This is a genomic window from Streptomyces californicus (genome assembly GCF_000717645.1).
In the GTDB taxonomy this organism is placed as follows: Bacteria; Actinomycetota; Actinomycetes; order Streptomycetales; family Streptomycetaceae; genus Streptomyces; species Streptomyces californicus.
In genome coordinates this window covers 510,865-533,177 of the sequence record NZ_JNZZ01000001.1, presented here as the reverse complement: position 1 = coordinate 533,177, position 22,313 = coordinate 510,865, and the positions used below count along the sequence as shown (strand labels likewise).

The 22,313-nt window shown below is 73.9% G+C and carries 18 protein-coding genes; 14 read left to right on the top strand and 4 right to left on the bottom strand.

The genetic code is table 11. From position 1 onward, the window contains the following. Nucleotides 1-131 precede the first annotated feature (131 nt). Nucleotides 132-1,775 (bottom strand): aldehyde dehydrogenase (NADP(+)), encoded by a 1,644-nt coding sequence (locus IF19_RS0102230; RefSeq protein ID WP_078580405.1) that lies wholly within the window; start codon nt 1,773-1,775, stop codon nt 132-134. Nucleotides 1,776-1,919: 144 nt separating this feature from the next. Here IF19_RS0102230 and IF19_RS0102225 point away from each other — a divergent pair, with 144 nt between their 5' ends. The 7 genes from IF19_RS0102225 to IF19_RS0102190 all read left to right on the top strand — a co-directional run bounded on the left by IF19_RS0102225 (nt 1,920) and on the right by IF19_RS0102190 (nt 8,977). After that, nucleotides 1,920-3,080 carry an NAD(P)/FAD-dependent oxidoreductase gene (locus IF19_RS0102225; RefSeq protein WP_030276096.1) on the top strand — a complete coding sequence of 387 codons (1,161 nt, stop codon included), beginning with the start codon at nt 1,920-1,922 and terminating at the stop codon, nt 3,078-3,080. Further along, on the top strand, nt 3,077-3,340 hold the full coding sequence (locus IF19_RS0102220; RefSeq protein ID WP_030114689.1) for a (2Fe-2S)-binding protein: 264 nt from the start codon (nt 3,077-3,079) through the stop codon (nt 3,338-3,340). Before IF19_RS0102225 ends, IF19_RS0102220 begins: the two co-directional genes overlap by 4 nt. A 208-nt stretch (nt 3,341-3,548) precedes the next feature. Then, nucleotides 3,549-4,940 carry an NAD(P)/FAD-dependent oxidoreductase gene (locus IF19_RS0102210; RefSeq protein WP_234310340.1) on the top strand — a complete coding sequence of 464 codons (1,392 nt, stop codon included), beginning with the start codon at nt 3,549-3,551 and terminating at the stop codon, nt 4,938-4,940. A gap of 9 nt (nt 4,941-4,949) precedes the next feature. Further along, on the top strand, nt 4,950-5,873 hold the full coding sequence (locus IF19_RS0102205; protein ID WP_050490830.1) for a dihydrodipicolinate synthase family protein: 924 nt from the start codon (nt 4,950-4,952) through the stop codon (nt 5,871-5,873). A 1-nt stretch (nt 5,874) separates the two neighbouring features. Further along, a complete protein-coding gene (locus tag IF19_RS0102200; protein WP_030114692.1) occupies nt 5,875-6,876 on the top strand; it encodes a proline racemase family protein in 1,002 nt (333 codons plus the stop codon). Continuing rightward, entirely contained in the window at nt 6,873-8,027 is a 1,155-nt protein-coding gene (locus IF19_RS0102195; RefSeq protein WP_078580403.1) for a proline racemase family protein, read from the top strand. The genes IF19_RS0102200 and IF19_RS0102195 overlap by 4 nt, the downstream gene beginning before the upstream one ends. Then, nucleotides 8,024-8,977, top strand: coding sequence for an ornithine cyclodeaminase family protein (locus IF19_RS0102190; protein ID WP_030114694.1), 954 nt, complete (start codon nt 8,024-8,026; stop codon nt 8,975-8,977). Before IF19_RS0102195 ends, IF19_RS0102190 begins: the two co-directional genes overlap by 4 nt. Before the next feature lie 190 nt (nt 8,978-9,167). Here IF19_RS0102190 and IF19_RS0102185 read toward each other — a convergent pair whose 3' ends face one another. Beyond that, entirely contained in the window at nt 9,168-9,878 is a 711-nt protein-coding gene (locus IF19_RS0102185) for a GntR family transcriptional regulator (RefSeq protein ID WP_030114695.1), read from the bottom strand. 171 nt (nt 9,879-10,049) lie between these two features. Further along, entirely contained in the window at nt 10,050-11,513 is a 1,464-nt protein-coding gene (locus tag IF19_RS0102180) for an aminopeptidase P family protein (RefSeq protein WP_030119810.1), read from the bottom strand. A 310-nt stretch (nt 11,514-11,823) separates the two neighbouring features. Here IF19_RS0102180 and IF19_RS0102175 point away from each other — a divergent pair, with 310 nt between their 5' ends. From IF19_RS0102175 to IF19_RS0102145, 7 genes are all read left to right on the top strand, one after another. Next, nucleotides 11,824-13,569, top strand: coding sequence for an ABC transporter substrate-binding protein (locus IF19_RS0102175; RefSeq protein ID WP_030114698.1), 1,746 nt, complete (start codon nt 11,824-11,826; stop codon nt 13,567-13,569). Between the two features lie 20 nt (nt 13,570-13,589). Next, nucleotides 13,590-14,561: an ABC transporter permease gene (locus IF19_RS0102170; RefSeq protein ID WP_030114699.1), complete on the top strand. Its 972-nt coding sequence runs from the start codon at nt 13,590-13,592 to the stop codon at nt 14,559-14,561. Then, the gene (locus IF19_RS0102165; RefSeq protein ID WP_030276100.1) at nt 14,558-15,544 is read left to right on the top strand and encodes an ABC transporter permease; all 987 of its coding nucleotides are present in this window, start codon (nt 14,558-14,560) and stop codon (nt 15,542-15,544) included. The genes IF19_RS0102170 and IF19_RS0102165 overlap by 4 nt, the downstream gene beginning before the upstream one ends. A 3-nt stretch (nt 15,545-15,547) precedes the next feature. Beyond that, complete coding sequence (locus IF19_RS0102160; RefSeq protein WP_030114702.1) at nt 15,548-16,618, top strand: ABC transporter ATP-binding protein; 1,071 nt, start codon at nt 15,548-15,550, stop codon at nt 16,616-16,618. Beyond that, complete coding sequence (locus IF19_RS0102155) at nt 16,615-17,748, top strand: ABC transporter ATP-binding protein (protein ID WP_078580402.1); 1,134 nt, start codon at nt 16,615-16,617, stop codon at nt 17,746-17,748. Before IF19_RS0102160 ends, IF19_RS0102155 begins: the two co-directional genes overlap by 4 nt. 346 nt (nt 17,749-18,094) lie before the next feature. Next, nucleotides 18,095-20,356 carry a collagenase gene (locus IF19_RS0102150; RefSeq protein ID WP_234310341.1) on the top strand — a complete coding sequence of 754 codons (2,262 nt, stop codon included), beginning with the start codon at nt 18,095-18,097 and terminating at the stop codon, nt 20,354-20,356. Between the two features lie 155 nt (nt 20,357-20,511). Continuing rightward, entirely contained in the window at nt 20,512-21,570 is a 1,059-nt protein-coding gene (locus IF19_RS0102145) for a vWA domain-containing protein (protein ID WP_030114705.1), read from the top strand. Between the two features lie 41 nt (nt 21,571-21,611). On the opposite strand, the gene IF19_RS0102140 is transcribed toward IF19_RS0102145, so the two are convergent. Continuing rightward, nucleotides 21,612-22,259, bottom strand: coding sequence for a LysE family translocator (locus IF19_RS0102140; RefSeq protein WP_030114706.1), 648 nt, complete (start codon nt 22,257-22,259; stop codon nt 21,612-21,614). Nucleotides 22,260-22,313 lie beyond the last annotated feature (54 nt).

Below are 22,313 nucleotides of genomic sequence, written 5' to 3'. Positions count from 1 at the left end.
GCATCCGGGGCCGGGCCGGGCCGGTCTTCGGCCGACCCGGCCCGGCGAACCATCCGGGCGCCCCCCACCCGGACCCGGGCGCGGGAAACCGCACCCCGGGTCCGGGTGGCGAAGGCCGTACGGCCGTGCTCCTACCGGAGTTCCGGGGTGAAACCCGGCCCGGTCGGGCGGGGGGTCCCCGGCGCGGCGTCGGTGCGGAGTTCGGGGGGCAGCAGGGCCTCGGGGAAGGACTGGTAGCAGACCGGACGCAGCCAGCGGTCGATCGCGAGAGCGCCCACGCTCGTCGTTCCGGGGGAGCTGGTCGCGGGCCACGGACCGCCGTGCACCATCGCGTGGCAGACCTCGACGCCGGTGGGCCAGCCGCTCCACAGGACGCGCCCCGCCCGCTCCTCCAGCACCGGCAGCAGCTCCAGCGCCGTCGCCCGGTCGGAGTCCGCCGCGTGCAGGGTGGCCGTGAGCTGGCCCTCCAATTGATCGAGCAGTCCGGCGAGTTCCGCCGTGTCCCGCCAGCGTACGACCAGGCCCGCCGGGCCGAAGACCTCGCCGGTGAGCACCTCGTGCGCGGTGTACACGGCCGCGTCGCACTCCAGGAGGGCGGGCGCCGGGGCGCAGGGCCCGGGGCCCGCCGTGCCCCGGGCCGCCTCGCGTACGCCGGGGGTCCGTGCCCAGCGGCGTACGCCCTCGGTGTACGAGCGCGCCACGGCCGGGGTGAGCATGACCTGGCCCTCCGCCGCTTCGGTCAACCGGGCCGCCTCGGCCAGGAACGCGTCCCCCGCCTCTCCCGCCGGCAGCAGCAGGAGACCCGGGTTCGTGCAGAACTGGCCCGCGCCGTTGGTCAGCGACGCCACGTACGCGGCGGCGGTCCCCTCCGGCGCGGACAGGGCCCCGTCGAGCATGATCACCGGGTTGACCGCGGACATCTCCGCGTGGACCGGGACGGGTACGGGGCGGGCCTGCGCGGCGGCGACCAGGGCCAGCCCGCCCGCCCGGGAGCCCGTGAAGCCCACGGCGGCGATGCGCGGGTCGCCGACCAGGGCGAGGCCCACCGCATGGCCCCGCCCCACCAGCAGGGAGAACACGCCGGCCGGCATCCCGGTCCGCGCGGCGGCCGCCGTGACCGCGCGGGCCACCGCCTCGCAGGTGCCCGGGTGCGCGGGGTGCGCCTTGGCCACCACGGGGCAGCCGGCGGCCAGTGCGGACGCCGTGTCACCGCCCGCGACCGAGAACGCCAGCGGGAAGTTGCTCGCCCCGAACACCGCCACCGGGCCGAGGGGGATGCGCCGGAGCCGTACGTCGGCGCCCGAGGGGCCGGACGAGAGCCGGGCGCCGGACGCCGATCCGCTCCTGACGAGATCGGCGAAGAGGCGCAACTGACCGCAGGTGCGGCCCCGTTCGCCGGTCAGCCGGGCCAGGGGCAGCCCGGACTCCCGGGCCGCCGACTCCAGGAGGGAATCGCCCAGCGCCTCGATCTCCTCCGCGCAGGCGTCGAGGAAGGCCGCCCGGCGCTCGGCCGGCAGCGCGCGGTAGGCGCGGGCGTCCGCCGCCGCCAGCCGGGCCGCCTCGGCCACCTGCGCCGCCGAGGCGTCGCGGTACGGCGTGCCGAACGGCTCGCCGGTGGCGGCGGCGACCGCGTACCAGGCGTCCCCGTCGCCGGTGACCTCGCGTCCCGCCAGGAGCGAGCGCCCGGTGGGGAGTCGGCCGCCCGGAGAGGAAGTCGGGCCGTGGGCGGGGGAGTCGTCGGCGGCGGATCGCGATGCGTCTTCGGTCGGGTGCACGGTTCTGCGTCTCCCTGTGCGCGTCCGCGTGGGGCGCGCGGTCGTCGGGGCCCGACGAAAGTCGTTCGGGCGGTGGCGTTGTCCTCGGGTCGTCCGGATGTATAGCCTAAGCAATGGCATGTGACATTGCACTAGGGGGTCGTCGTGAAAGTCATCGTCGTGGGCGCGGGCATCGTGGGCGCCGCCTGCGCGTTCCACGCCGTCTCCGCGGGCCTCGACGTCACGGTCCTCGACCGGGGGCCCGTCGGCGCGGGGACGACCAGCCGGGGGGAGGGCAACATCCTCCTCTCCGACAAGGAGCCCGGCCCCGAACTGGAACTGGCCCGGCTCAGCCGTACGCTCTGGGACGAGGCGGGTGAGGAACTCGGCTCCGCGTCACTCGAGTGGGAGGCCAAGGGCGGTCTGGTCGTCGCCGCCTCACCCGAAGCCCTCACCGCCCTCCACGCCTTCGCGGAGCGCCAGACGGCGGCCGGAGTCCGTACCGTACGCGTCGACCGCCCCGCCGACCTCGAACCGCACAGCGCCCCCGGACTCGCCGGCGGCGTCCACTACCCGCAGGACGCCCAGGTCCAGCCCGTCCTCGCGGCGGCCGCCCTGCTGCGGGCCGCCGTCCGGGGCGGGGCCCGGCTGCACACCGGGGAGGCCGCCGCCGCCGTCACCGGAGCCGGGGGCCGGATCACCGGAGTGCGCACGGCCGACGGCACGGTGCTCGCCGCCGACGCCGTGGTCAACGCGGCGGGCACCTGGGGCGGCGAGGTCGGCCGCCGGCTCGGCGCCCCCGTCGAGATCCTGCCGCGCCGGGGCTTCGTCCTCGTCACCGAACCGCTGCCGCCGATGATCCGGCACAAGGTCTACTCCGCCGACTACGTCGCCAACGTGGCGGCCGACGGCGCGGGCCTGGAGACCTCCTGCGTCGTCGAGGGCACCCGCGCTGGCACCATCCTGATCGGCGCCAGCCGCGAACGCGTCGGCTTCGACACCACGATGAACCCGGCCGTGGTGGCCGTGCTCGCCGCCCAGGCGTGCCGCCTCTTCCCGTTCCTGCGCGACGTCCACCTGATCCGCGCCTACCGCGGCTTCCGCCCGTACTGCCCGGACCATCTGCCGGTCGTCGGACCCGACCCCCGCGTCCCCGGCGTCCTCCACGCCTGCGGTCACGAGGGCGCCGGCATCGGCCTCGCCCCCGGCACCGGCGCGCTCGTCACCGCCCATCTGCTCGGCCGCCCGTGGCGCGGCGCCGACCCGGCCGCCCACACCGGCCTGCTGCCCGACCGATTCCTCACCACCGGAGGTGTGCCGACGTGACCGCAGTGACCGTGTTCACCGTGGACGGCGAGCCGTTGCCGTTCGTACCGGGGCAGACCCTGGCCGCCGCGCTCGTCGCCTCGGGCCGGATCGCCTGGCGGACCACCCGGGGCGGGGGACGGCCTCGCGGCGTCTTCTGCGGGATCGGCGTCTGCTACGACTGCCTCGTCACCGTCGACGGCACGGGCGGCCAGCGCGCCTGCCTGGTGCAGGCCCGCGCGGGCATGGCCGTCACGACGGGGGAGGGCGACGATGCGTGAGCCCTCGGAGCGCGGGCCGGACCGGTCTTCGGAGCACTCGACGCGCGAGCCCTCGCGGAACGCGACGGGCGGGCACCCGGAGCACCCGGAGCACCCGGAGCACCCGGAGCACCCGGAGCGCCCGGAGCGCCCGGAGCGCCCGGAGCGCGCGGCGGGGCTGCCGTCCGAGCCCCCGGACCTCGTGGTCGTCGGCGCGGGACCGGCCGGGATGGCCGCCGCCGCGACCGCCCTCGACGGCGGGCTGCGGGTCGCTCTCGTCGACTCCGGCGCCGCCCCCGGCGGCCAGTTCTGGCGGCACCCGCCGGACCACGCCCGCGAGGCCGTCCCCACCGCCGACCTGCACCACGACCTGCCGGCCTACCGCGCGCTGCGCGCGACCCTGGAGTCCCACCGGCGCGCGGGACGGCTCGCGCTGCTGCTGAACCACCACGTGTGGACCGCCGTCCGCGCGGAGCACGGGTTCGCCGTCCACGCCATGGACCGCTCCCACCCGCCCGAGGAACGCGCCGTCGTCCTGCACGCCCCGGCGCTGCTCGTCGCGACCGGCGCCTACGACCGCCAACTCCCCTTCCCCGGCTGGGACCTGCCGGGCGTCCTCACCGCCGGAGGACTCCAGTCGCTGCTCAAGGGCGGGGGAGTCGTCGCCGGCCGCCGAGTGGTCCTCGGCGGCACCGGGCCCTTCCTGCTGCCCGTCGCCGCCGCCCTCGCCGCACGCGGGGCCGAGGTCGTCGCCGTGTGCGAGGCCGCCGCGCCCTCGAACTGGCTGCGCCGGCCCCTGCCGCTGCTGCGCGACCCCGCCAAGTGGGCCGAGGCCGCACGGTACGCGGCCGTACTCGCCCGCCACCGGGTCCCGGTCCGCACCCGCACCGCCGTCGTGGCCGCCGAGGGGGACGCGCGGGTCGCCGCCGTGCGGACCGCGTCCCTGGACGGCGACGGGCGCCCGCTCCCGGGGACGGAGCGCCGGATCGACGCCGACACCGTCGGGGTCGGCTGGGGCTTCGTCCCCCAGCTCGACCTCCTCCTCCCGCTCGGCTGCGACCTCGCCGACGCGGGCGACGGCACCCTCGCCGCCACCGTGGACGCCGGGCAGCGCACCACCGTGCCCGGTCTGTACGCGGCGGGCGAGACCTGCGGGGTCGGCGGGGCGGCGCTCGCCGTCGCCGAGGGCCGCCTCGCCGCCGTCTCCGTCCTGACCGACCTGGCCGCTCCGGGCCGCCCCCACCCCCGGCGTACCGCCGGAGTGCGGCGGACCGCGGCCCGCCACCGCGCCTTCGCCCGCGCCATGGCGGGCGCCCACCCCCTGCCACCGGCCTGGCCCGCCTGGCTGACCGACGACACCACGGTCTGCCGGTGCGAGGAGGTCACCGCGGTGGCCGTCCGCACCGCCCGCGAGGAAGGCCGAGCGTCCGACCACCGCCAGGTCAAACAGCTGACCCGGGCCGGCATGGGCTGGTGCCAGGGCCGCATGTGCGGACCCGCCGTGCACTGCCTCGTCGCCGCCCCCGGCCGGCCGTACGCCCCGGCCGAACGGTTGATCGCCACCCCCGTCACCCTCGGCGCGCTCGCCGACTCCGTCGAGCCCCCTTCCGCAACCACCTGAGGAGAGTCCATGGACAGCACCGAACGCCGAACCCCCGCCGACGCCCCCCGCATGCCCTGGCACGGCGTCATCGTCGCCACCAGCCTCCCCTTCGGCCGCGACCTCGCCGTCGACCACGGGGCCTACGGCGACAACGTCGCCTGGCTCGCCGAACAGGGCCTGCACGGCGTCGCTCCGAACGGCTCGCTGGGCGAGTACCAGACCCTGACGTACGAGGAGCGCGACCGGGTCGTGGAGACCGCCGTCGCCAACGCCCCCGAGGGCTTCACCGTGATGCCGGGCGTCGGGGCGTACGGCGCGATCGAGGCGCGCAGGCACGCGCAGTTCGCCAAGGACGCCGGCTGCCACGCCGTCATGTGCCTGCCGCCCAACGCCTACCGGGCCGACGACCGCGCGGTGCTGGAGCACTACGCGGCGGTGGCCTCCGTCGGGCTCCCCGTCACCGCCTACAACAACCCCATCGACACCAAGGTCGACCTGCGCCCCGAACTGCTGGCCAAGCTGCACGCCGAGGGGTTCATCGTGGGGGTGAAGGAGTTCTCCGGCGACGTACGGCGCTGCTACGCCATCAACGAACTCGCCCCCGGCCTCGACCTGATCATCGGCACCGACGACACCCTCCTGGAGGTCGCCGTCGCCGGGGCCAAGGGCTGGGTCGCCGGCTACCCCCAGGTCTTCCCGCGCGCCTGCCTCGACCTCTACAACGCCTCGCTGGCCGGTGACCTCGCCACCGCGCTGCCGCTCTACCGCGCGCTCCACCCCGTACTGCGCTGGGACAGCCGGACCGAGTTCATCCAGGCGATCAAGCTCGGCCAGGACATGATCGGCCGCACCGGCGGCGTCTGCCGTCCGCCCCGGCAGCCCCTGACCGCGGAGACCGAGTCCGTCGTACGGTCCGCCACCCGGGCCCTCATCGAGGCGGGGGTCAACTGACGTGCGTTCCCAAGTCTGTTACCACGCGGTCGACTCGCACACCGAGGGCATGCCGACCCGGGTCGTCACCGGCGGGGTGGGTGTCCTGCCGGGCGCGACGATGGCCGAGCGCCGGGAGCGGTTCACGGCGGAGCGCGACGGGCTGCGCACCCTGCTGATGTGCGAGCCGCGCGGGCACGCGTCCATGTCCGGCGCGATCCTCCAGCCCCCGACCCGGCCGGACGCCGACTTCGGCGTGCTGTTCATCGAGGTCTCCGGCTGCCTGCCGATGTGCGGTCACGGCACCATCGGCGTGGCGACGGTCCTCGTCGAGACGGGGATGGTCGAGGCGGTCGAACCGGAGACCGTCATCCGCCTCGACACCCCCGCCGGTCTCGTGACGGCACGGGTCGCGGTGCACGACGGGCGCGCGGAGTCCGTCACCCTGGAGAACGTCGCCTCCTACAGCCACGCGCTGGACCAGGTCGTGGAGGTGGAGGGGTACGGCCCGGTCCGCTACGACATCGCCTACGGCGGCAACTTCTACGCCGTCGTCCGCACCGACGATCTCGGCATCCCCTTCGACCGGGCCGAGAAGGGGCGGCTGCTCGCCGCCGGCATGAGCATCATGGACGCGATCAACGAACAGAACCCGGTGGCGCATCCCGAGGACCCGTCGATCGACGTCTGCCACCACGTCTACCTGGAGGCGCCCGGCTCCACCGCCGAGCACTCACGGCACGCGATGGCCATCCACCCCGGATGGTTCGACCGCTCACCGTGCGGGACGGGGACGAGCGCCCGGATGGCCCAACTGCACGCGCGCGGACAGCTGAAGACCGGGCAGGACTTCGTCAACGAGTCCCTCATCGGCTCCCGCTTCACCGGCCGGCTCCTCGCGGAGACCACGGTCGGCGGACGCCCCGCCGTCCTGCCGTCCATCACCGGCCGCGCCTGGATCACCGGGACCGCGCAGTACCTGCTCGACCCCACGGACCCCTATCCGACGGGATTCACCGTATGACCACCGGCCGACCGCCCGCCGGGCCGGCCGGATCCCGCCTCCCGGGCGCGGGAACCGGCCACCCGCGTGCCGGGACCCACCACCCACCCGGCGGAACCGGCCACCCCCGCACGTGGCCGATACGGACGGCCGACTGGCACACCGGGGGAGAGCCGTTCCGGATCGTTCCCGAGCCGCCGCCGGCCGTCACCGGGCCCGGTCCCACCGTCGCCGAGCGGCGTACCCTCGCCATGGCCGACGCCGGGACGCAGTGGACCCGGGCCCTGCTGTGCGGCGAACCGCGCGGCCACGCCGACATGTACGGGGCGTTCGTCGTCCCGCCGGACGACGCCGGGGCCCATCTCGGCGCCCTCTTCTGGCACAAGGACGGCTTCTCCACCGCCTGCGGCCACGGCACGATCGCCCTCGGCGCCTGGGCGGTCGCCGAAGGGCTGGTCCCGGCGCCGCCCGAGGGCACGACCGACGTCGTCATCGACGTCCCGTCCGGGCGGGTCACGGCGAGCGTGCGCACGGCCGGCGGCAGGGTCGCGGACGTGACCTTCGTCAACGTCCCCGGACACGTCCACGCACGCGGCGTCGAGGTGGCGACCTCGTACGGCACGCTCACCGTCGACATCGCCTACGGCGGTGCCATGTACGCCGTGCTCCCGGTCGGCCGGCTGGGCACCGGCGCGCGGGTCCGGCCGCACGACGTCACCGCGCTCATCGCGGCCGGCCGCGAGATCCGCGACGCGCTGAACGCCGCCCGCGCCGCCGAACACCCCGGGGACGACCGGCTGTCCGGCGTCTACGGGACGGTGTTCACCGAGGAGGCCCGCGCCCCCGTCCGCCGCTCCGACTCCACCCGGCTGCTGCACCACCGGAACGTCACGGTCTTCGCGGACGGCCAGGTGGACCGTTCCCCGTGCGGCTCGGGCACCGCCGCCCGGGTGGCGCTCCTCGCCGACTCCGGGGAGCTGCGTCCCGGCGACGAACTGCTCCACGAGTCGGTCGTCGGTTCGCTCTTCCGCGCGCGGATCGAGCGGACGTCCGTGGTCGACGGCCGCCGCACGGTCGTCCCGGCGGTGACGGGCACCGCGTACGCCACCGGGACCGGAGCCTTCACCGTCGATCCCGACGACACCCTCGTACCCGGGTTCGTGCTGCGATGACGGTGACGCTCGACGCGGCGGACGTCTTCGCGCTCGGTCCGGCCGGGGCCGTCGCCGCGGTCAGGGAGGCGCTGTCCGGGGGCCTCGACCCGGACGGCGACGTAGCGCGGACGGTCGTGCCGCTGGCCCGGGGGCAGGGGCTGCTCATGCCCTCCGAGCACGACGGCTGGTTCGGCGTGAAGGTCGCCACCGTCGCCCCCGGCAACGCGGCGCGCGGGCTCCGGCGGATCAACGCCACGTACCTGCTGCACGACAGCGCGACCCTCACCCCGGTGGCGCTCCTGGACGGGGTGGCGCTGACGACCCTGCGCACCCCGGCCGTCTCGGTCGCGGCCTGCCTGGACCGGCTGCGCGCCCTCGCGGGGGAGAGGGCGGGCGCCGGGCTGCGGCTGGTGGTCTTCGGCGCGGGCCCCCAGGGCCGCGGACACGCCGTCACCGTACGGGCGCACGTCCCGGTGGCCGACGTCACGGTCGTCACCCGGGGCGAGGGGGCCGCCCCCGGCTGGGCCGACCGCCGCCGGCCGGCCGGTGCCCGGGAGACCGCGGAACTGGTGCGGCGCGCGGATGTCGTCGTCACCGCGACGTCCGCCCGCGAACCGGTGGTCGACGGGCGGCTGGTGCGCGACGGCGCGGTGGTGCTGGCGGTCGGCTCGCACGAACCGGACGTACGAGAGCTGGACAGCGCCCTGATGGAACGTGCCACGGTGTTGGTCGAGAGCCGTGCGACCGCGCTCCGCGAGGCGGGCGACGTCGTTCTGGCGGTCCGTGACGGGGCCCTGGCCCCGGACGCCCTGGTCGCCCTGTCGGACCCGGCCGCTTCCCGCGCGGTGCCGCCGGCCGGCCGGCCGCTGGTCGTGAAGACGTGCGGGATGGGCTGGCAGGACCTGGTGGTCGCCGTCGCGGCCCACCGGCGGAAGGCGCGGGAGGGGGGAGCGGAGGGGCGGAACTGAGCGCTCCACGTACCGGGGGCCGTCCCGCTCCACGTACCGGGGGCCGTCCCGCTCCACGTACCGGGGGTCGCCGCGCTCCACGTACCGGAGCCGCCCCGGGCCACGACGGGGCGGGGCGGCCCCGGTCGCCGTGGCCCGGGGCGGCTCCGGGCGGACGGGCGGCCGACTCGGCGGGCACCCCGCTTCGGCGTCAGCGCGCCCCGAGCTTGCGGGGCGGGACCGCCCGGCCGGCCTGTTCCTTACGGGCCGCCCACAGCGTCCTGACATGCGCGAGATGGCTGCGCATGTGTTCCTCGGCCGCCTCCGCGTCGCCCTCGATCATGATGTCCAGGAGCGCGGTGTGCTCCTGGGCCGAACCCACCAGCGACCCCTCCTGGGACAGGTCGGTGAGTCCGTACAGCCGGGAGCGCTTGCGCAGGTCGGCCACCGTCTCGACCAGGCGCGCGTTGCCCGCGAGCGCGAGCAGGTCGAGGTGGAAGCGGCGGTCCGACTCCAGATAGCCGATCAGGTCGCCCCGCTGCGCGGCGGCCACGATCTCCTCGGCCACCGGGCGCACCGCCTCCAACTGCTCGCGGGAGGCGGTGCGGGTCACGCGGCCGATCGTGGGGATCTCGATGAGGGCGCGGATCTCCGTGTACTCGTCCAGGTCGCGCTCGGACAGTTCGGTGACGCGGAACCCCTTGTTGCGGACCGCCTCGACCAGCCCCTCGCGGGCCAGATCCAGCATGGCCTCGCGTACGGGCGTGGCCGATACGCCGTACTCGGCCGCGAGCGTGGGCGCCGAGTAGATCACGCCGGGCTGTAGCTCTCCCGCTATCAGCGCGGCGCGCAGGGCGTTGGCCACCTGGTCGCGCAGATGCTCCTGCACCGAGATGAGTTTGCGGGACTTCAGCTCACTCATGCGTTCCCCTTCAGATTTGTCACCGCACTATACAATGTCACGTTGCGCGGTGCGGAATCGTCGGGGGAACCCGGCATCGTCCGGGGGGCCGGGGCCGGGGCCCCGGCCCTTCGCGGCCGTCAGGCGTCCCCGGCCCTTCGCGGCAGACAGGGGGCACTCGGCCCTTCTCCGTCAGCCGTCCAGCATGCGGGCCATCCACTCCTCGACACCGTCGGCCGTGCGGGGCAGCGCGCCGGAGAGGAGCCGCGCGCCGTCGGCGGTGATCACGAGGTCGTCCTCGATGCGCACGCCCATGCCGCGCAGTTCGGGCGGCAGCGTCTCGTCGTCCGGCTGGAGGTAGAGCCCGGGTTCGACGGTCAGGACGTGGCCCTCCTCCAGTACGCCGTCGAGGTAGGTCTCCGCGCGGGCCCGGGCGCAGTCGTGCACGTCGATGCCGAGCATGTGCCCGCTGCTGCACAGGGTGTAGCGGCGGTGGAGGCCGCTGTCGTCGGCGAGCGCCTCCTCGGGCGGGACCGGCAGGACTCCCCAGGTGTGCAGTCCCTCGGCGATGACGCGCATGGCCTCACGGTGGAAGTCCCGGAAGCGGGCGCCGGGGCGCAGGACGGCGATGGCGGCCTCCTGCGCGGCCAGCACCAGTTCGTAGACGTCGCGTTGGGCCGGCGAGAAGCGGCCCGACAGGGGGAGGGTGCGGGTGATGTCGGCGGTGTAGAGGGTGTCGGTCTCCACCCCCGCGTCGAGCAGGAGCAGGTGGGAGGGGGAGAGTGGCCCGTCGTTGCGGATCCAGTGCAGGACGCAGGCGTGCGCGCCGGCCGCCGCGATGGTCTCGTATCCCGTGCCGTTCCCCTCGGTCCGCGCGCGCAGGTTGAAGACCCCCTCGATCCGGCGTTCGCCGCGGGGGTGGCGCAGGGCGTCGGGCAGGGCGCGTACCACGTCCTCGAAGCCCACCGTCGTGTGGTCGACGGCGAGTTGGAGCTGGCTCACCTCCCAGGGGTCCTTGAGCAGCCGGAGTTCGGCGAGCGCGGCGTCCAACTCGGCGTCTCCGGAGGGGGAGTGGGAACGCTCGGGCAGCAGGCTGTCGACGCGGGGGTCGACGCCGGCGAGGAGCCGGGTCGGCGGCTGCGGTCCGGCGAGGAGCCCGGGCAGTTCGTCCAGGGGAGCGCAGCGCAGCCCGGTCAGCGCGGCCGTCTCGTCCAGGTCGGGCCGGCGGCCCACCCAGAACTCGCCGTAGCGGCGGTCGCGGTAGAAGTCGCTGGTGTTCCGGGCGGAGCGGGGGCGGATGTGGAGCAGCGCCTCGTGGCCGTCCGGGCCGGACGGTTCGAGGACGAGGACATGGTCGGGCTGCTCCTCGCCGGTCAGGCCGGTCAGCCAGGCGTAGGCGCTGTGCGGGCGGAAGCGGTGGTCGGTGTCGTTCGACCGGACCTTGAGCGTTCCGGCGGGTATGACCAGCCGTTCGCCCGGGAAGCGCGCCGACAGCCGCTGGATCCGGCCCGGCAGCAGGGTGCGGCCGGGCACCCGCGCGTCGGCGGGCAGCGGGGAGGGCGCCCAGCCGGTGGCCATGAAGGCGTCCAGGGCCGCCGGGACCGGCAGGTCGTGGCTGCCCGTGTGCGGTCGGGAGGGGGGCGGGGAGGAGGTCATGGGTCTCCTTCGGAGGGGGTGCCGGGGGTGGGCCGGGAAGGCCGGGGAAAGGGCCCGGGAGGTTCGGTCGCCGGACACGTTTCGGTAACGGGATGACGCACTCCTTGGCTGTGCAATTTCACATTACTATGTTACGGGTCACATCGCGTGAGGGCGGAGGTGTTTCCGGTCCGCTCCGCCTCGCGTTCCGCAAGCAGTAGCTCTCCGGGCCGCTCGGCTGCCCGGAGCCCCGGATCCCCTTTCGGACCCTCGCCCGACGGCGGCCCGCTTCCGCCGTCGCCGCGCCCTTTCCCGTACCGAGGAGTGCCCCATGTCCCGTCGCAGCCGTGCGCTGTCCGTATCGCTGAGCGCCTCGCTGGCCCTGGCCCTGCTCAGCGCCTGCTCCCCGCAGAAGGGCGACGACCGAGGCCCGGACAAGCGGCAGCCCGGGGTGGCGACCGGCACCGTCATCGGCGGAACGCCGAAGCGCGGCGGCACCCTGACCGTGCTGTCCAACCAGGACTTCGCCCACCTGGACCCGGCCCGCAACTGGGTCATGCCGACCATGGACTTCGGCACCCGGCTGATCTACCGCACCCTCACCACCTTCCGGGCCGCACCCGGCAAGGCGGGCAGCGAGGTCGTCCCCGACCTGGCGACCGACCTCGGCACGCCCTCCGACGGCGGCCGCACCTGGACCTTCACGCTCAAGTCCGGCCTCGCCTACGAGGACGGCACCCCGATCAGGGCCCGCGACATCAAGTACAACGTCGAGCGCTCCTTCGCCCCGGACCTGGCGGGCGGCCCCGACTACGCCCAGCGCTACCTGGCCGGCGCCGAGGGGTACGCGGGCCCGCTGGACGGCGAGCACCTCGACTCCATCACGACCCCCGACGACCGGACCATCGTCTTCTCGCTGCGCAGACCCGTAGCCGAGTTCTCCTCCACGGTCACGCTGCCCACCTTCTCGCCCGTACCCGCCTCCCGCGAGAAGGGCGTCCAGTACGACCTGCGGCCCTTCTCCTCCGGTCCGTACCGCATCGAGAGCTACGCCCGCGGCAAGAAGCTGGTGCTCGTCCGCAACCCCCACTGGGACGCGGCGACCGACCCGGTGCGCAAGGCGTACCCGGACCGGATCGTCGTGGTCCAGGGCCTCAAGGGCGGCCAGATCGACGACCGGATCATCGAGAGCGCGGGCGCGGACGCCTCCGCCGTCGAGTGGTCCGACCTCCAGCCCTCCAGCGTCGCCAAGGTCCTGCCGAAGCCCGGGATACGGCAGCGGCTCTCCGCCGAGCGCACCGGCTGCACCGACATGCTCGCCCTGAACACCTCCCGCGCGCCCTTCGACGACCCGAAGCTCCGGGAGGCGATGCAGTACGCCGTCGACAAGCAGGCCCAGGTCACCGCCAACGGCGGCCCCGCCCTCAACGACATCGCCACCGCCTACCTCCCGCCGTCCCTCACCGGGGGCCGCGCCGCCGACCCCGTCCACACCGGGCCCGCCACCGGCGACGTGAAGAAGGCCGAGAAGCTCCTCGCCGAGGCGGGCAGGGGCGACGGCTTCGACACGACCATCACCGTCTCCACCGGGGACAAGACCCGCGCCGAGGCGCTCCAGCAGAGCCTGGCCCGCGTCGGCGTCCGGCTGCGGATCGAGACCGTCGACCCCTCCGTCTACTACGACACCATCGGCGACACCGCCAACGCCCCCGACATGGCGATCAGCGGCTGGTGCCCCGACTACCCCTCCGCCGCCACCTTCCTGCCCTTCGTCTTCGACGGCCGCACCATCAAGGCCAAGGGCAACCAGGGCAACGTCTCCCAGTTCCGCGACAAGGCCGTGGAGCGCCGCATGGACGAGATCGCCGCGATGCCCGACGCGGGTGCCGCCGCCCGGGCGTGGAACGAGCTCGACCGGGAGATCCAGCGCAAGTCCCCCGCCGTCCCCCTGCTCTGGGAGCGCAAGCCGCTGCTCGCCGGCGACAACATCGCCGGAGCCTTCGGACACCCCTCCTGGACCGGCCAGTTCGACTTCGCGGTGATCGGCCTGAAGGACCCGTCCCGGAGCAAGGGCTGAGCGGGCGAGGACACCTCACCATGAGCATCCCCACCGTGCCCGCCACCGGGCCGGGTGACGCCCCGCCGGCCGCCGGCCCCGGCTCCCCCGTCCTGCCCGACGCCCTCTGGCGGACGACCTGGCGCCGCCTGTGGGGCGACCGGGGCAGCCGTACGGCCCTGATCGCCGCCGCCCTGCTGATCCTCGTCGCCCTCACCGCCCCCCTGCTCAGCCGGCTGGGCGGCTGGTCGCCCACCGACTTCGACCCCGACGCCATCGACCCCTACCTCGGCGGCCTGCCCCACGGCGCCCTCGGCGGCATCGGCGCCGACCACTGGCTCGGCGTCGAACCGGTCACCGGCCGCGACCTGTTCGCCCGCGTCGTCCACGGCGCGCAGGTCTCCCTGCTGATCGCCTTCGCCGCCACCGCGATCGTCGTCGTGACCGGCACCTCCGCGGGCATCGCCGCCGGCTACTTCGGCGGCCGCGTCGACACCGTCCTGAGCCGGCTGATGGACCTCACCATGTCCTTCCCCTCGCTCATCTTCATGATCGCGATGATGTCGGTGGCCCAGGACGTCAACCGGGTCGTCCTGATGACCGTCGTCATCGGCGTCTTCGGCTGGCCCGGCATCGCCCGCGTGGTGCGCGCCGAGGCCCTCTCCCTGCGGCACCGCGAGTTCGTCGAAGCCGCCCGCGCCTGCGGCAGCGGCCCCTGGCGCATCCTCACGCGGCAGGTGCTGCCGAACATCTCCGGGCCCGTCATCGCCTACACCACGCTGCTGATCCCCGGAATGATCAGCACCGAGGCGGCGCTCAGCTTCCTCGGGGTGGGCGTGCGTCCGCCCACCCCGTCCTGGGGCCAGATGATCGCCGAGGCCGTCGCGTACTACGAGACCGACCCCATGTACTTCGTCGTCCCCAGCGTCTTCCTCTTCGTCGCCGTCCTCGCCTTCACGGTCCTCGGCGACGCGCTGCGCGACATCCTCGACCCCCAGGGAGGCCGCCCGTGATCGCCTACCTGGCCCGCAGATGCCTCGGAGTGGCCGGCGTCCTGCTCGCCATCTGCGCCGTCACCTTCGTCATCTTCCACCTGCTGCCCGCCGACCCCGCCGCGGCCGCCTGCGGCAAGACGTGCAGCCCCGAACGGCTCGCGGAAGTGCGCCGCTTCATGGGGCTCGACCAGCCGGTGTGGCGGCAGTTCGGCGACTACCTCGTCGGCATCTTCGCCGGTCGCGAGCTGGGCAGCGGCCCGCACGCGCTCCAGTGCGGCTTCCCCTGCCTCGGCTACTCCTACGAGAACGCCCTGCCGGTGTGGGACCTGCTGATGGACCGGCTGCCCGTCTCCGCCTCCCTGGCGTTCGGCGCCGCCTGCCTGTGGCTGGTGCTGGGTCTGGGCGCCGGGGTCACCGCCGCCCTGCGCAAGGGCGGACTGCTCGACCGCACGCTGATGGTCACAGCGGTGGCCACGGCCTCCCTGCCCGTCTACTTCACCGCGATGATGCTCCTGTACGCACTGGTCCGGCTGACCGGGCTGCTGCCCTACCCCGCCTACGTCCCGCTGACCGACGACCCCGTCTCCTGGGCCGCCAACCTGCTGCTGCCCTGGACCGCCCTGGCCCTGCTGTACGCCGCCATGTACGCCCGCCAGAGCCGCAGTTCGATGATCGAGACGATGGCGCAGCCCTACATCCGCACCGCACGCGCCAAGGGGCTGCCCGCCCGGAGCGTGGTGGTCAAGCACGGACTGCGCTCCGCGATGACGCCGGTGCTCACGCTCTTCGGCATGGACCTCGGCGCGCTGCTCGCCGGCGCGGTCATCACCGAGTCCATCTTCGGCATCCCCGGGGTGGGCCGTCTCTTCTACGACGCCCTGCAACGCTCCGACCAGCCCGTCGTGCTCGGCGTCACCCTGCTCGCCGCCTTCTTCATCGTGGCGGCCAACGTCGTCATCGACCTCCTGTACGCCGTCGTCGATCCGAGGGTGAGGAACTGACCCGTGCCGCACACCACCGCACCGGACCGCCCGCTGCTGCGCGTCCGCGACCTGCGGGTCGCCTTCGACACCCCGGCGGGAGCCGTCCAGGCCGTCGACGGGGTCTCGTTCACCGTGGAGGCCGGCCGCACCCTGGGGCTGGTCGGGGAGTCCGGCTCCGGCAAGTCGGTCACCTCCCTCGCCGTGCTGGGCCTGCACCGCCGGGCCCGGGTGAGCGGATCGATCGCCCTCGCCGGGGAGGAGCTGGTCGGCCTGGGCGACCGGCGGTTCGGCCGGCTGCGGGGCCGCCGGATGGCCATGGTCTTCCAGGACCCGCTGTCCGCGCTGCACCCCGCGTACACGGTCGGCGAACAGATCGCGGAGGCCCACCGCCACCACTTCGGCAGCGGTCGGCGCGCCGCCCGCCGACGCGCCGTGGAGATGCTCGGCGAGGTCGGCATCCCCGAACCGGCCCGCCGGGCGGGGGAGTACCCGCACCAGTTCTCCGGCGGGATGCGCCAGCGCGCGATGATCGCCATGGCCCTGTCCTGCGAACCGGAACTGCTCGTCGCGGACGAGCCGACGACCGCGCTCGACGTCACCGTCCAGGCGCAGATCCTGGACCTGATCGTCCGCCTCCAGGAGGAACGCGGACTGGGCGTCCTGATGATCACCCACGACCTCGGCGTGGTGGCGCGCGTCGCCCACGACGTGCTCGTCATGTACGGCGGACGCGGCGCCGAACAGGCCCCGGTGGACGCGCTGTTCGAGGAACCTGCCCACCCCTACACCCGGGGGCTGCTGGACTCGCTGCCCCGGCTGGACGATCCCGACGACGCCCCGCTGCGGGCCATCCCCGGCAGTCCGCCGTCCCCGGCCGAGCCGCGCGCCGGCTGCCCCTTCGAGCCCCGCTGTCCCCGGGCGGCCGCGGCCACCGCCCCGGAGCGGGCCCGCTGCGCCGCCGAGACGCCCCGCTCCACGGGCCTGCCCGGCGGGCGGTCGATCGCCTGCCATCTGCCCCTGACGGCCGCCCCGCCCGCTCCGCGCCCCGGTCCGTCCGGCGGGGCGCCCGTACCGGCCGAGGAGGCCCGATGAACAACCCGCCTTCCACATCACGGAGTTCGTACGACCCTTCCGGGGGCGCCGGAGCCGTGGCGACGCCCGGAGGCCCGGTGGCGGGCGGCGGGCCGGGCCCCCGTACGGCGAAGGCGGCCGGCGGGGCGGGTCCCCGCACGGCCGGGGACGCCGGGGCGGGGCCCCTGCTGTCCGTACGCGGTCTGGCCAAGACGTTCCCCGGCCGCCGCGTCCTGGGGCGTGCCGCAGCGCCGGTCCGCGCGGTGGACGGCGTCGATCTGGAGCTGGCGGCGGGCGAGACCCTCGGGCTGGTCGGCGAGTCCGGCTGCGGCAAGTCCACCACCGGCCGGATGCTGGTGCGACTGCTCGAACCCACGGCGGGGACCGTCGAGTTCGAGGGGCGCGACATCACGCGTCTGTCCCCGCGCGAGCTGCGGTCCACCCGGCGTCGCCTCCAGATCGTCTTCCAGGACCCGCACGCCTCGCTGAACCCCCGGCAGACCGTCGCCCGGATCATCTCCGAACCGCTGCTGGTGCAGGGGGCCTCGGTCCGGTCGGCCCGGGACAGGGCCGCCGAACTGCTCGAACTGGTGGGCCTGGGGGCGGAACACCTCGACCGGCATCCGTACCAGTTCTCCGGGGGCCAGGCGCAACGCATCGGGATCGCCCGCGCGTTGGCGACCGGGCCCCGTCTGATCGTCGCGGACGAACCGGTCTCCGCGCTGGACGTGTCGGTGCAGGCCCAGGTCGTCAATCTGATGGAGCGTCTGCGGGCGGAGCTGGGGCTGTCGTTCCTCTTCATCGCCCACGACCTCTCCGTCGTGAAGCGGGTGTGCGACCGGGTGGCGGTGATGTACCTGGGCCGCGTCGTCGAGATCGGCGACAAGCGCGAGCTGTACGGCCGCCCGGCGCACCCCTACACCCGGGCGCTCCTCTCGGCGGTCCCCCTGCCGGATCCGGCGGCCGAGCGGCGACGGGAGCGGATCATCCTGCTGGGCGACCCGCCGAGCCCGGCGGCGCCGCCCGGCGGCTGCGGCTTCCACCCGCGCTGCCCCAAGGCGCAGGCCGTCTGCCGTACGGAGCGGCCGCTGCTGCGGACCGTGGGCCCCGGTACGCGTACGGCCGCCTGCCACTTCCCCGAGACGGACTGAGCGCCGCGGGTGGTCCGCACCCTCCGGACCACCGGCGGGCGTACAACAGCCGTCATTTCGCCGGGCGTTCACCGAGGAGCCGGATCGGATTCGGTTCGGAGCCTTCCCAGTGGAGTGTGACCTGTGCAATGGTACATGGCACAGGGCGTGGGCATGTCAATTCCGGCCGGTACCCCTTCCGTCCGGCGACAGCACGGCTGCGAGTACACCCCCCGGCCCACGCCCTCCATCCCATCGGTCACGCCCGTGCGTGCCTCCGATCCCCTCATGGGAGGAACCCAACGTGAGAACCACACTCGTCCGCCGAGGTGTGGGTGCCGTCCTGCCCCTGGCTCTGGCCGGGGCGATGGGCGTCGCGCTGCTCGCGCAGCCGGCCCAGGCGCAGCCGACATCCCCATCGGCAGCCACGGCATCGACCGCGTCACCGCTGTCCCGACCGGACGCGTCCGCCGAACTCGCGCCCCAAGCGCAGCAGTTCGCCGAGTCGGACGCCGGCCACCAGACCGCGGACCGCCTGGACGCGTCCCGGATACCCCCGGTGAGCGCCGACAAGTCACCCCTCAAGGAGGCGTACGACCACGGCGCCCCCGAGCAGCGGAAGGCAGACGGGAACTCCTCGGCGAAGGCGTCCGCCGCCGCCTGCGACCCGGCCGACTTCACCGGCCGCACCGGGGCCGATCTCGTACGGCAGATCAAGGCGTCCTCCGTCGACTGCGTGAACACGCTGTTCAGCCTGACCGGCGAGAACGCCCGACTGGCCTTCCGCGAGGCCCAGATGACCACCGTGGCCTACGCGCTGCGCGACAACGCCGCCTACTACCCGGGCGACGGCAGCACCGGTACGCCGCAGCTCGTGCTCTACCTCCGCGCGGGGTACTACGTGCAGTGGTACAACCCGGACGTCGTCGGCCCGTACGGCGCCACCCTGCGGACCGCGATCCGCTCGGGCCTCGACAGCTTCTTCGCGAGCCCGCGCTCCCGCGACGTCACCGACGAGAACGGCGACACGCTCTCCGAGGCGGTCATCCTGATCGACAGCGCCCAGGAGAACGCCCGCTACCTCGCCGTCGTGAAGCGGCTGCTGGCGGACTACACCTCCGCCTGGAACGGCTTCAACCGGATGCTCGCCGCGGTCAACAACGTGTACACGGTGACCTTCCGGGGCCACCAGGTGCCCGCGTTCGTCAGCGCCGTCGAGGCGGACCCGAGCCTCCTCGACTCCCTGCACCGCTTCGCCGCCGACCACCTCTCCCTGCTCGACGGCGACCACGCGTACCTGGCCTCCAACGCCGGACGCGAACTGGGCCGCTTCCTCCAGCACCCGAGCCTGCGGGCCAAGGCGCGCCCGCTCGCCGCCGACCTGCTCCGCAAGACCTCCCTCACCGGCCCCACCGCCCCGCTCTGGGTGGGCGTCGCGGAGATGGCCGACTACTACGACAAGGCGAACTGTTCCGACTACGGCGTCTGCGACCTCCAGGAACGCCTCAAGCGAGAGGTCCTGCCGGTCCGTCACACCTGCAGCCCCAGCATCCGCATCCTCGCCCAGCAGATGACGTCCGCCGAGCTGAACGCCTCCTGCACCAGCCTCATCCAGCAGGACGCCTACTTCCACCGGATCGCCAAGGACAACGGCCCGGTGGCCGATGACAACAACACCACCATCGAGGTCATCGCCTACGACTCCAGCGCCGACTACCAGACGTACGCCGGCGCGATGTACGGGATCGACACCAACAACGGCGGCATGTACCTGGAGGGCGACCCGGCCGCCGCCGGCAACCAGCCCCGCTTCATCGCCTACGAGGCCGAGTGGCTGCGGCCGGAGTTCCACATCTGGAACCTCAACCACGAGTACACGCACTACCTCGACGGCCGCTTCACCATGCACGGCGACTTCACCGAGAACATGTCCACCCCCACCGTCTGGTGGGTCGAGGGCTTCGCGGAGTACATCTCCTACCACTACCGGGGCGAGCCCTACACGGCGGCGATGACCGAGGCCGGCAAGGGGACGTACGCCCTCAGCACGCTGTTCGGCACGGACTACAGCCACGACACCACGCGGGTGTACCGCTGGGGCTACCTCGCCGTGCGCTACATGCTGGAGAAACACCCCGCCGACATGGACAAGGTGCTCGGCCACTACCGCACCGGGCAGTGGGCCGCCGCGCGGACCTACCTCACCAGCACGATCGGCACCCGGTACGACAGCGACTTCCGGAGCTGGCTGGCCGGCTGCGCGGCCGGTGACTGCGGGAGCGGCGGCGACGGCGCCGTCGCCGAGTGCACCGACCCCGACACCCGCGTGCTGGGCGAGAACTGCCGCCGCAGCAACCTCTCCGCGACCAAGGGCAACTACGCCTACCACTACCTGTACATACCGGCCGGGACCCGTCAGTTGAAGATCACCGTCAGCGGCGGCACCGGCGACGCCGACCTCTACTACAGCGCCTCCGGATGGGCCACCACCGCCTCCGCGACCCAGCGGGCCACCGGCACGGGCAACTCCCACACGCTGACGGTGAACAACCCGCGCGCCGGCGCGCACTACATCAGCCTGTACGCGGCCTCCGCGTTCGGCGGAGCCACCCTCACCACCGCCTACTGACCGGAGGATTCGCCCCCTCGGCCGGGGGCCGCGCCATCGGCGCGGGCCCCGGCCGGCCGTCCGCCGGGCGGCGGAAGAGCGGCCGGGCTCCACTGTCAGTGCCTCCCCCTACATTCGGAACATCACTCGGGGAGCACCGGAGAAGGAGCCCAGTCATGTCCGCCAACAGGATCCAGCACAAGGTCAACCACGTCGCTCTGGTCGTGGACGCCTCCGGTTCCATGTACCAGCACCAGGGGCAGCTCGTCCGCGTCGTGGACGAGTTCGTCGCGGGGCTGAAGGCGGAGTCGGACAGCCTCGGCCACGAGACCCGGATCAGCCTCTACTCCTTCGACCACCGCGTGGAGAACCTGGTCTGGGACATGGACGTGAAGCACCTCCCGTCCATGCGCGGGCTCTACAAGGTCAACAACGGCGCGACCGCCCTCATCGAGGCATCCCTCAAGTCGCTGGACGACCTGGGGCACATCTGGGAGGAGTACGGCGAGCACAGCTTCCTCCAGATCGTCGTCACGGACGGCGAGGAGAACGCCTCCGGCGGCGACCGGCGGCACGACGGCGACATGACCATCCTCGGGCCCTGGCTGGAGCGGATCACGGCGAAGATGGGCGGGCTGCCGGGGCACTGGACCTCCGCGATCCTCGTCCCCAACTCCCTGGCGAAGCGCACCGCCCAGAACTACGGCTTCCCCGCCGGCAACATCGCCATCTGGGACGCGGACTCCCAGAAGGGCGTCGAGGACGCGATCGGCACCGTGCGCGCCGCCGCCACCAGCTTCCTGCGCGGCCGCGAACAGGGCGTGCGCGGCACGAAGAACCTGTTCGCGGTGGGCCAGGACATATCGGTCGACGACGTGCGGGCCACTCTCGAACCGGTCCCGGCCGACAAGTACCGCCTGCTCAAGGTCGACAAGGAGACGGAGATCCGCGCCTTCGTCGACTCGCACCCGGGCGTCACCTACGAACGCGGCTCCTGCTACTACCAGTTGGGCGCCCGGGTCCAGGTGCAGCCCGACAAGGAGGTCATCGTCGTCGAGAAGGACACCGACCGCGCCTACACGGGCGAGGCGGCGCGCAACCTCCTGTTCGGCGCGGGTGTGCGCGGGACCGTCTCGGTGAAGGCCGGCAACAACCCCAAGCTGGAGGTGTACGTCCAGAGCCGCTCGGTGAACAGGAAGCTCAAGGCCGACACCCGCCTGCTCATCATGCTCTGAGCGCTCCGGGCGATGTGAACGCTCGCGCGCCGGGCGGCCGTTCAGCCCGAGGACGCCGGGGCGGAGGTGTCCGTTGCCACGGTCACCGCGAGCATCCCGAGCGCCGTGCCCATCAGGTAGCGCTGGGCGCGGAGCCAGGAGGGGCGGCGGGCGAGGAAGACGGCGATGGCCCCGGCGGCCAGCACGATGCCCAGGTTGACGGTGAGGGCCACCACGATCTGGACGGAGCCCAGCACCAGCCCCTGGAGCAGCACGTTCCCCCGCTCCAGGGCGATGAACTGCGGGATGAGGGAGAGGTACATGATGGCGATCTTCGGGTTGAGCAGATTCGTCATCAGCCCCATCGTGAACAGTCTGCGCGCCGAGTCGTGCGGCAGATCGGCGGGCGCGAAGACGGAGACGCCTCCGGGTCTCAGGGCGCACCACGCCAGATAGGCGAGGTAGGCGGCCCCGGCCAGCTTCACCGCCACGTACAGCTCGGGCACCGCGAGGAAGACCACCGACAGCCCCAGGTTCGTGGCCAGCAGATAGACCAGGAACCCCACGGCCACCCCGCCGAGGGAGACCACGCCCGCCCGTCGCCCCTGGGTGATGCTCCGGGAGACGAGGTAGATCATGTTCGGTCCCGGGGTCAGGACCATGCCGAGGGCGACGAGCGCGACCCCCACCACCCCGCTCAGCTCGACCACGTACGCCCACCGCCCTGTCCACACGGGGCGCCGGACAGCCCGGACCCCTCCGCG

Coding starts and splice junctions, on each gene's coding strand:
- IF19_RS0102210 (WP_234310340.1), top strand. CDS start 3,549: ATGGCCGCCGCCGCGACCGCCCTCGACGGCGGGCTGCGGGTCGCTCTC.
- IF19_RS0102205 (WP_050490830.1), top strand. CDS start 4,950: ATGGACAGCACCGAACGCCGAACCCCCGCCGACGCCCCCCGCATGCCC.
- IF19_RS0102195 (WP_078580403.1), top strand. CDS start 6,873: ATGACCACCGGCCGACCGCCCGCCGGGCCGGCCGGATCCCGCCTCCCG.
- IF19_RS0102190 (WP_030114694.1), top strand. CDS start 8,024: ATGACGGTGACGCTCGACGCGGCGGACGTCTTCGCGCTCGGTCCGGCC.
- IF19_RS0102185 (WP_030114695.1), bottom strand. CDS start 9,878: ATGAGTGAGCTGAAGTCCCGCAAACTCATCTCGGTGCAGGAGCATCTG.
- IF19_RS0102180 (WP_030119810.1), bottom strand. CDS start 11,513: ATGACCTCCTCCCCGCCCCCCTCCCGACCGCACACGGGCAGCCACGAC.
- IF19_RS0102175 (WP_030114698.1), top strand. CDS start 11,824: ATGTCCCGTCGCAGCCGTGCGCTGTCCGTATCGCTGAGCGCCTCGCTG.
- IF19_RS0102170 (WP_030114699.1), top strand. CDS start 13,590: ATGAGCATCCCCACCGTGCCCGCCACCGGGCCGGGTGACGCCCCGCCG.
- IF19_RS0102155 (WP_078580402.1), top strand. CDS start 16,615: ATGAACAACCCGCCTTCCACATCACGGAGTTCGTACGACCCTTCCGGG.
- IF19_RS0102150 (WP_234310341.1), top strand. CDS start 18,095: ATGGGCGTCGCGCTGCTCGCGCAGCCGGCCCAGGCGCAGCCGACATCC.
- IF19_RS0102145 (WP_030114705.1), top strand. CDS start 20,512: ATGTCCGCCAACAGGATCCAGCACAAGGTCAACCACGTCGCTCTGGTC.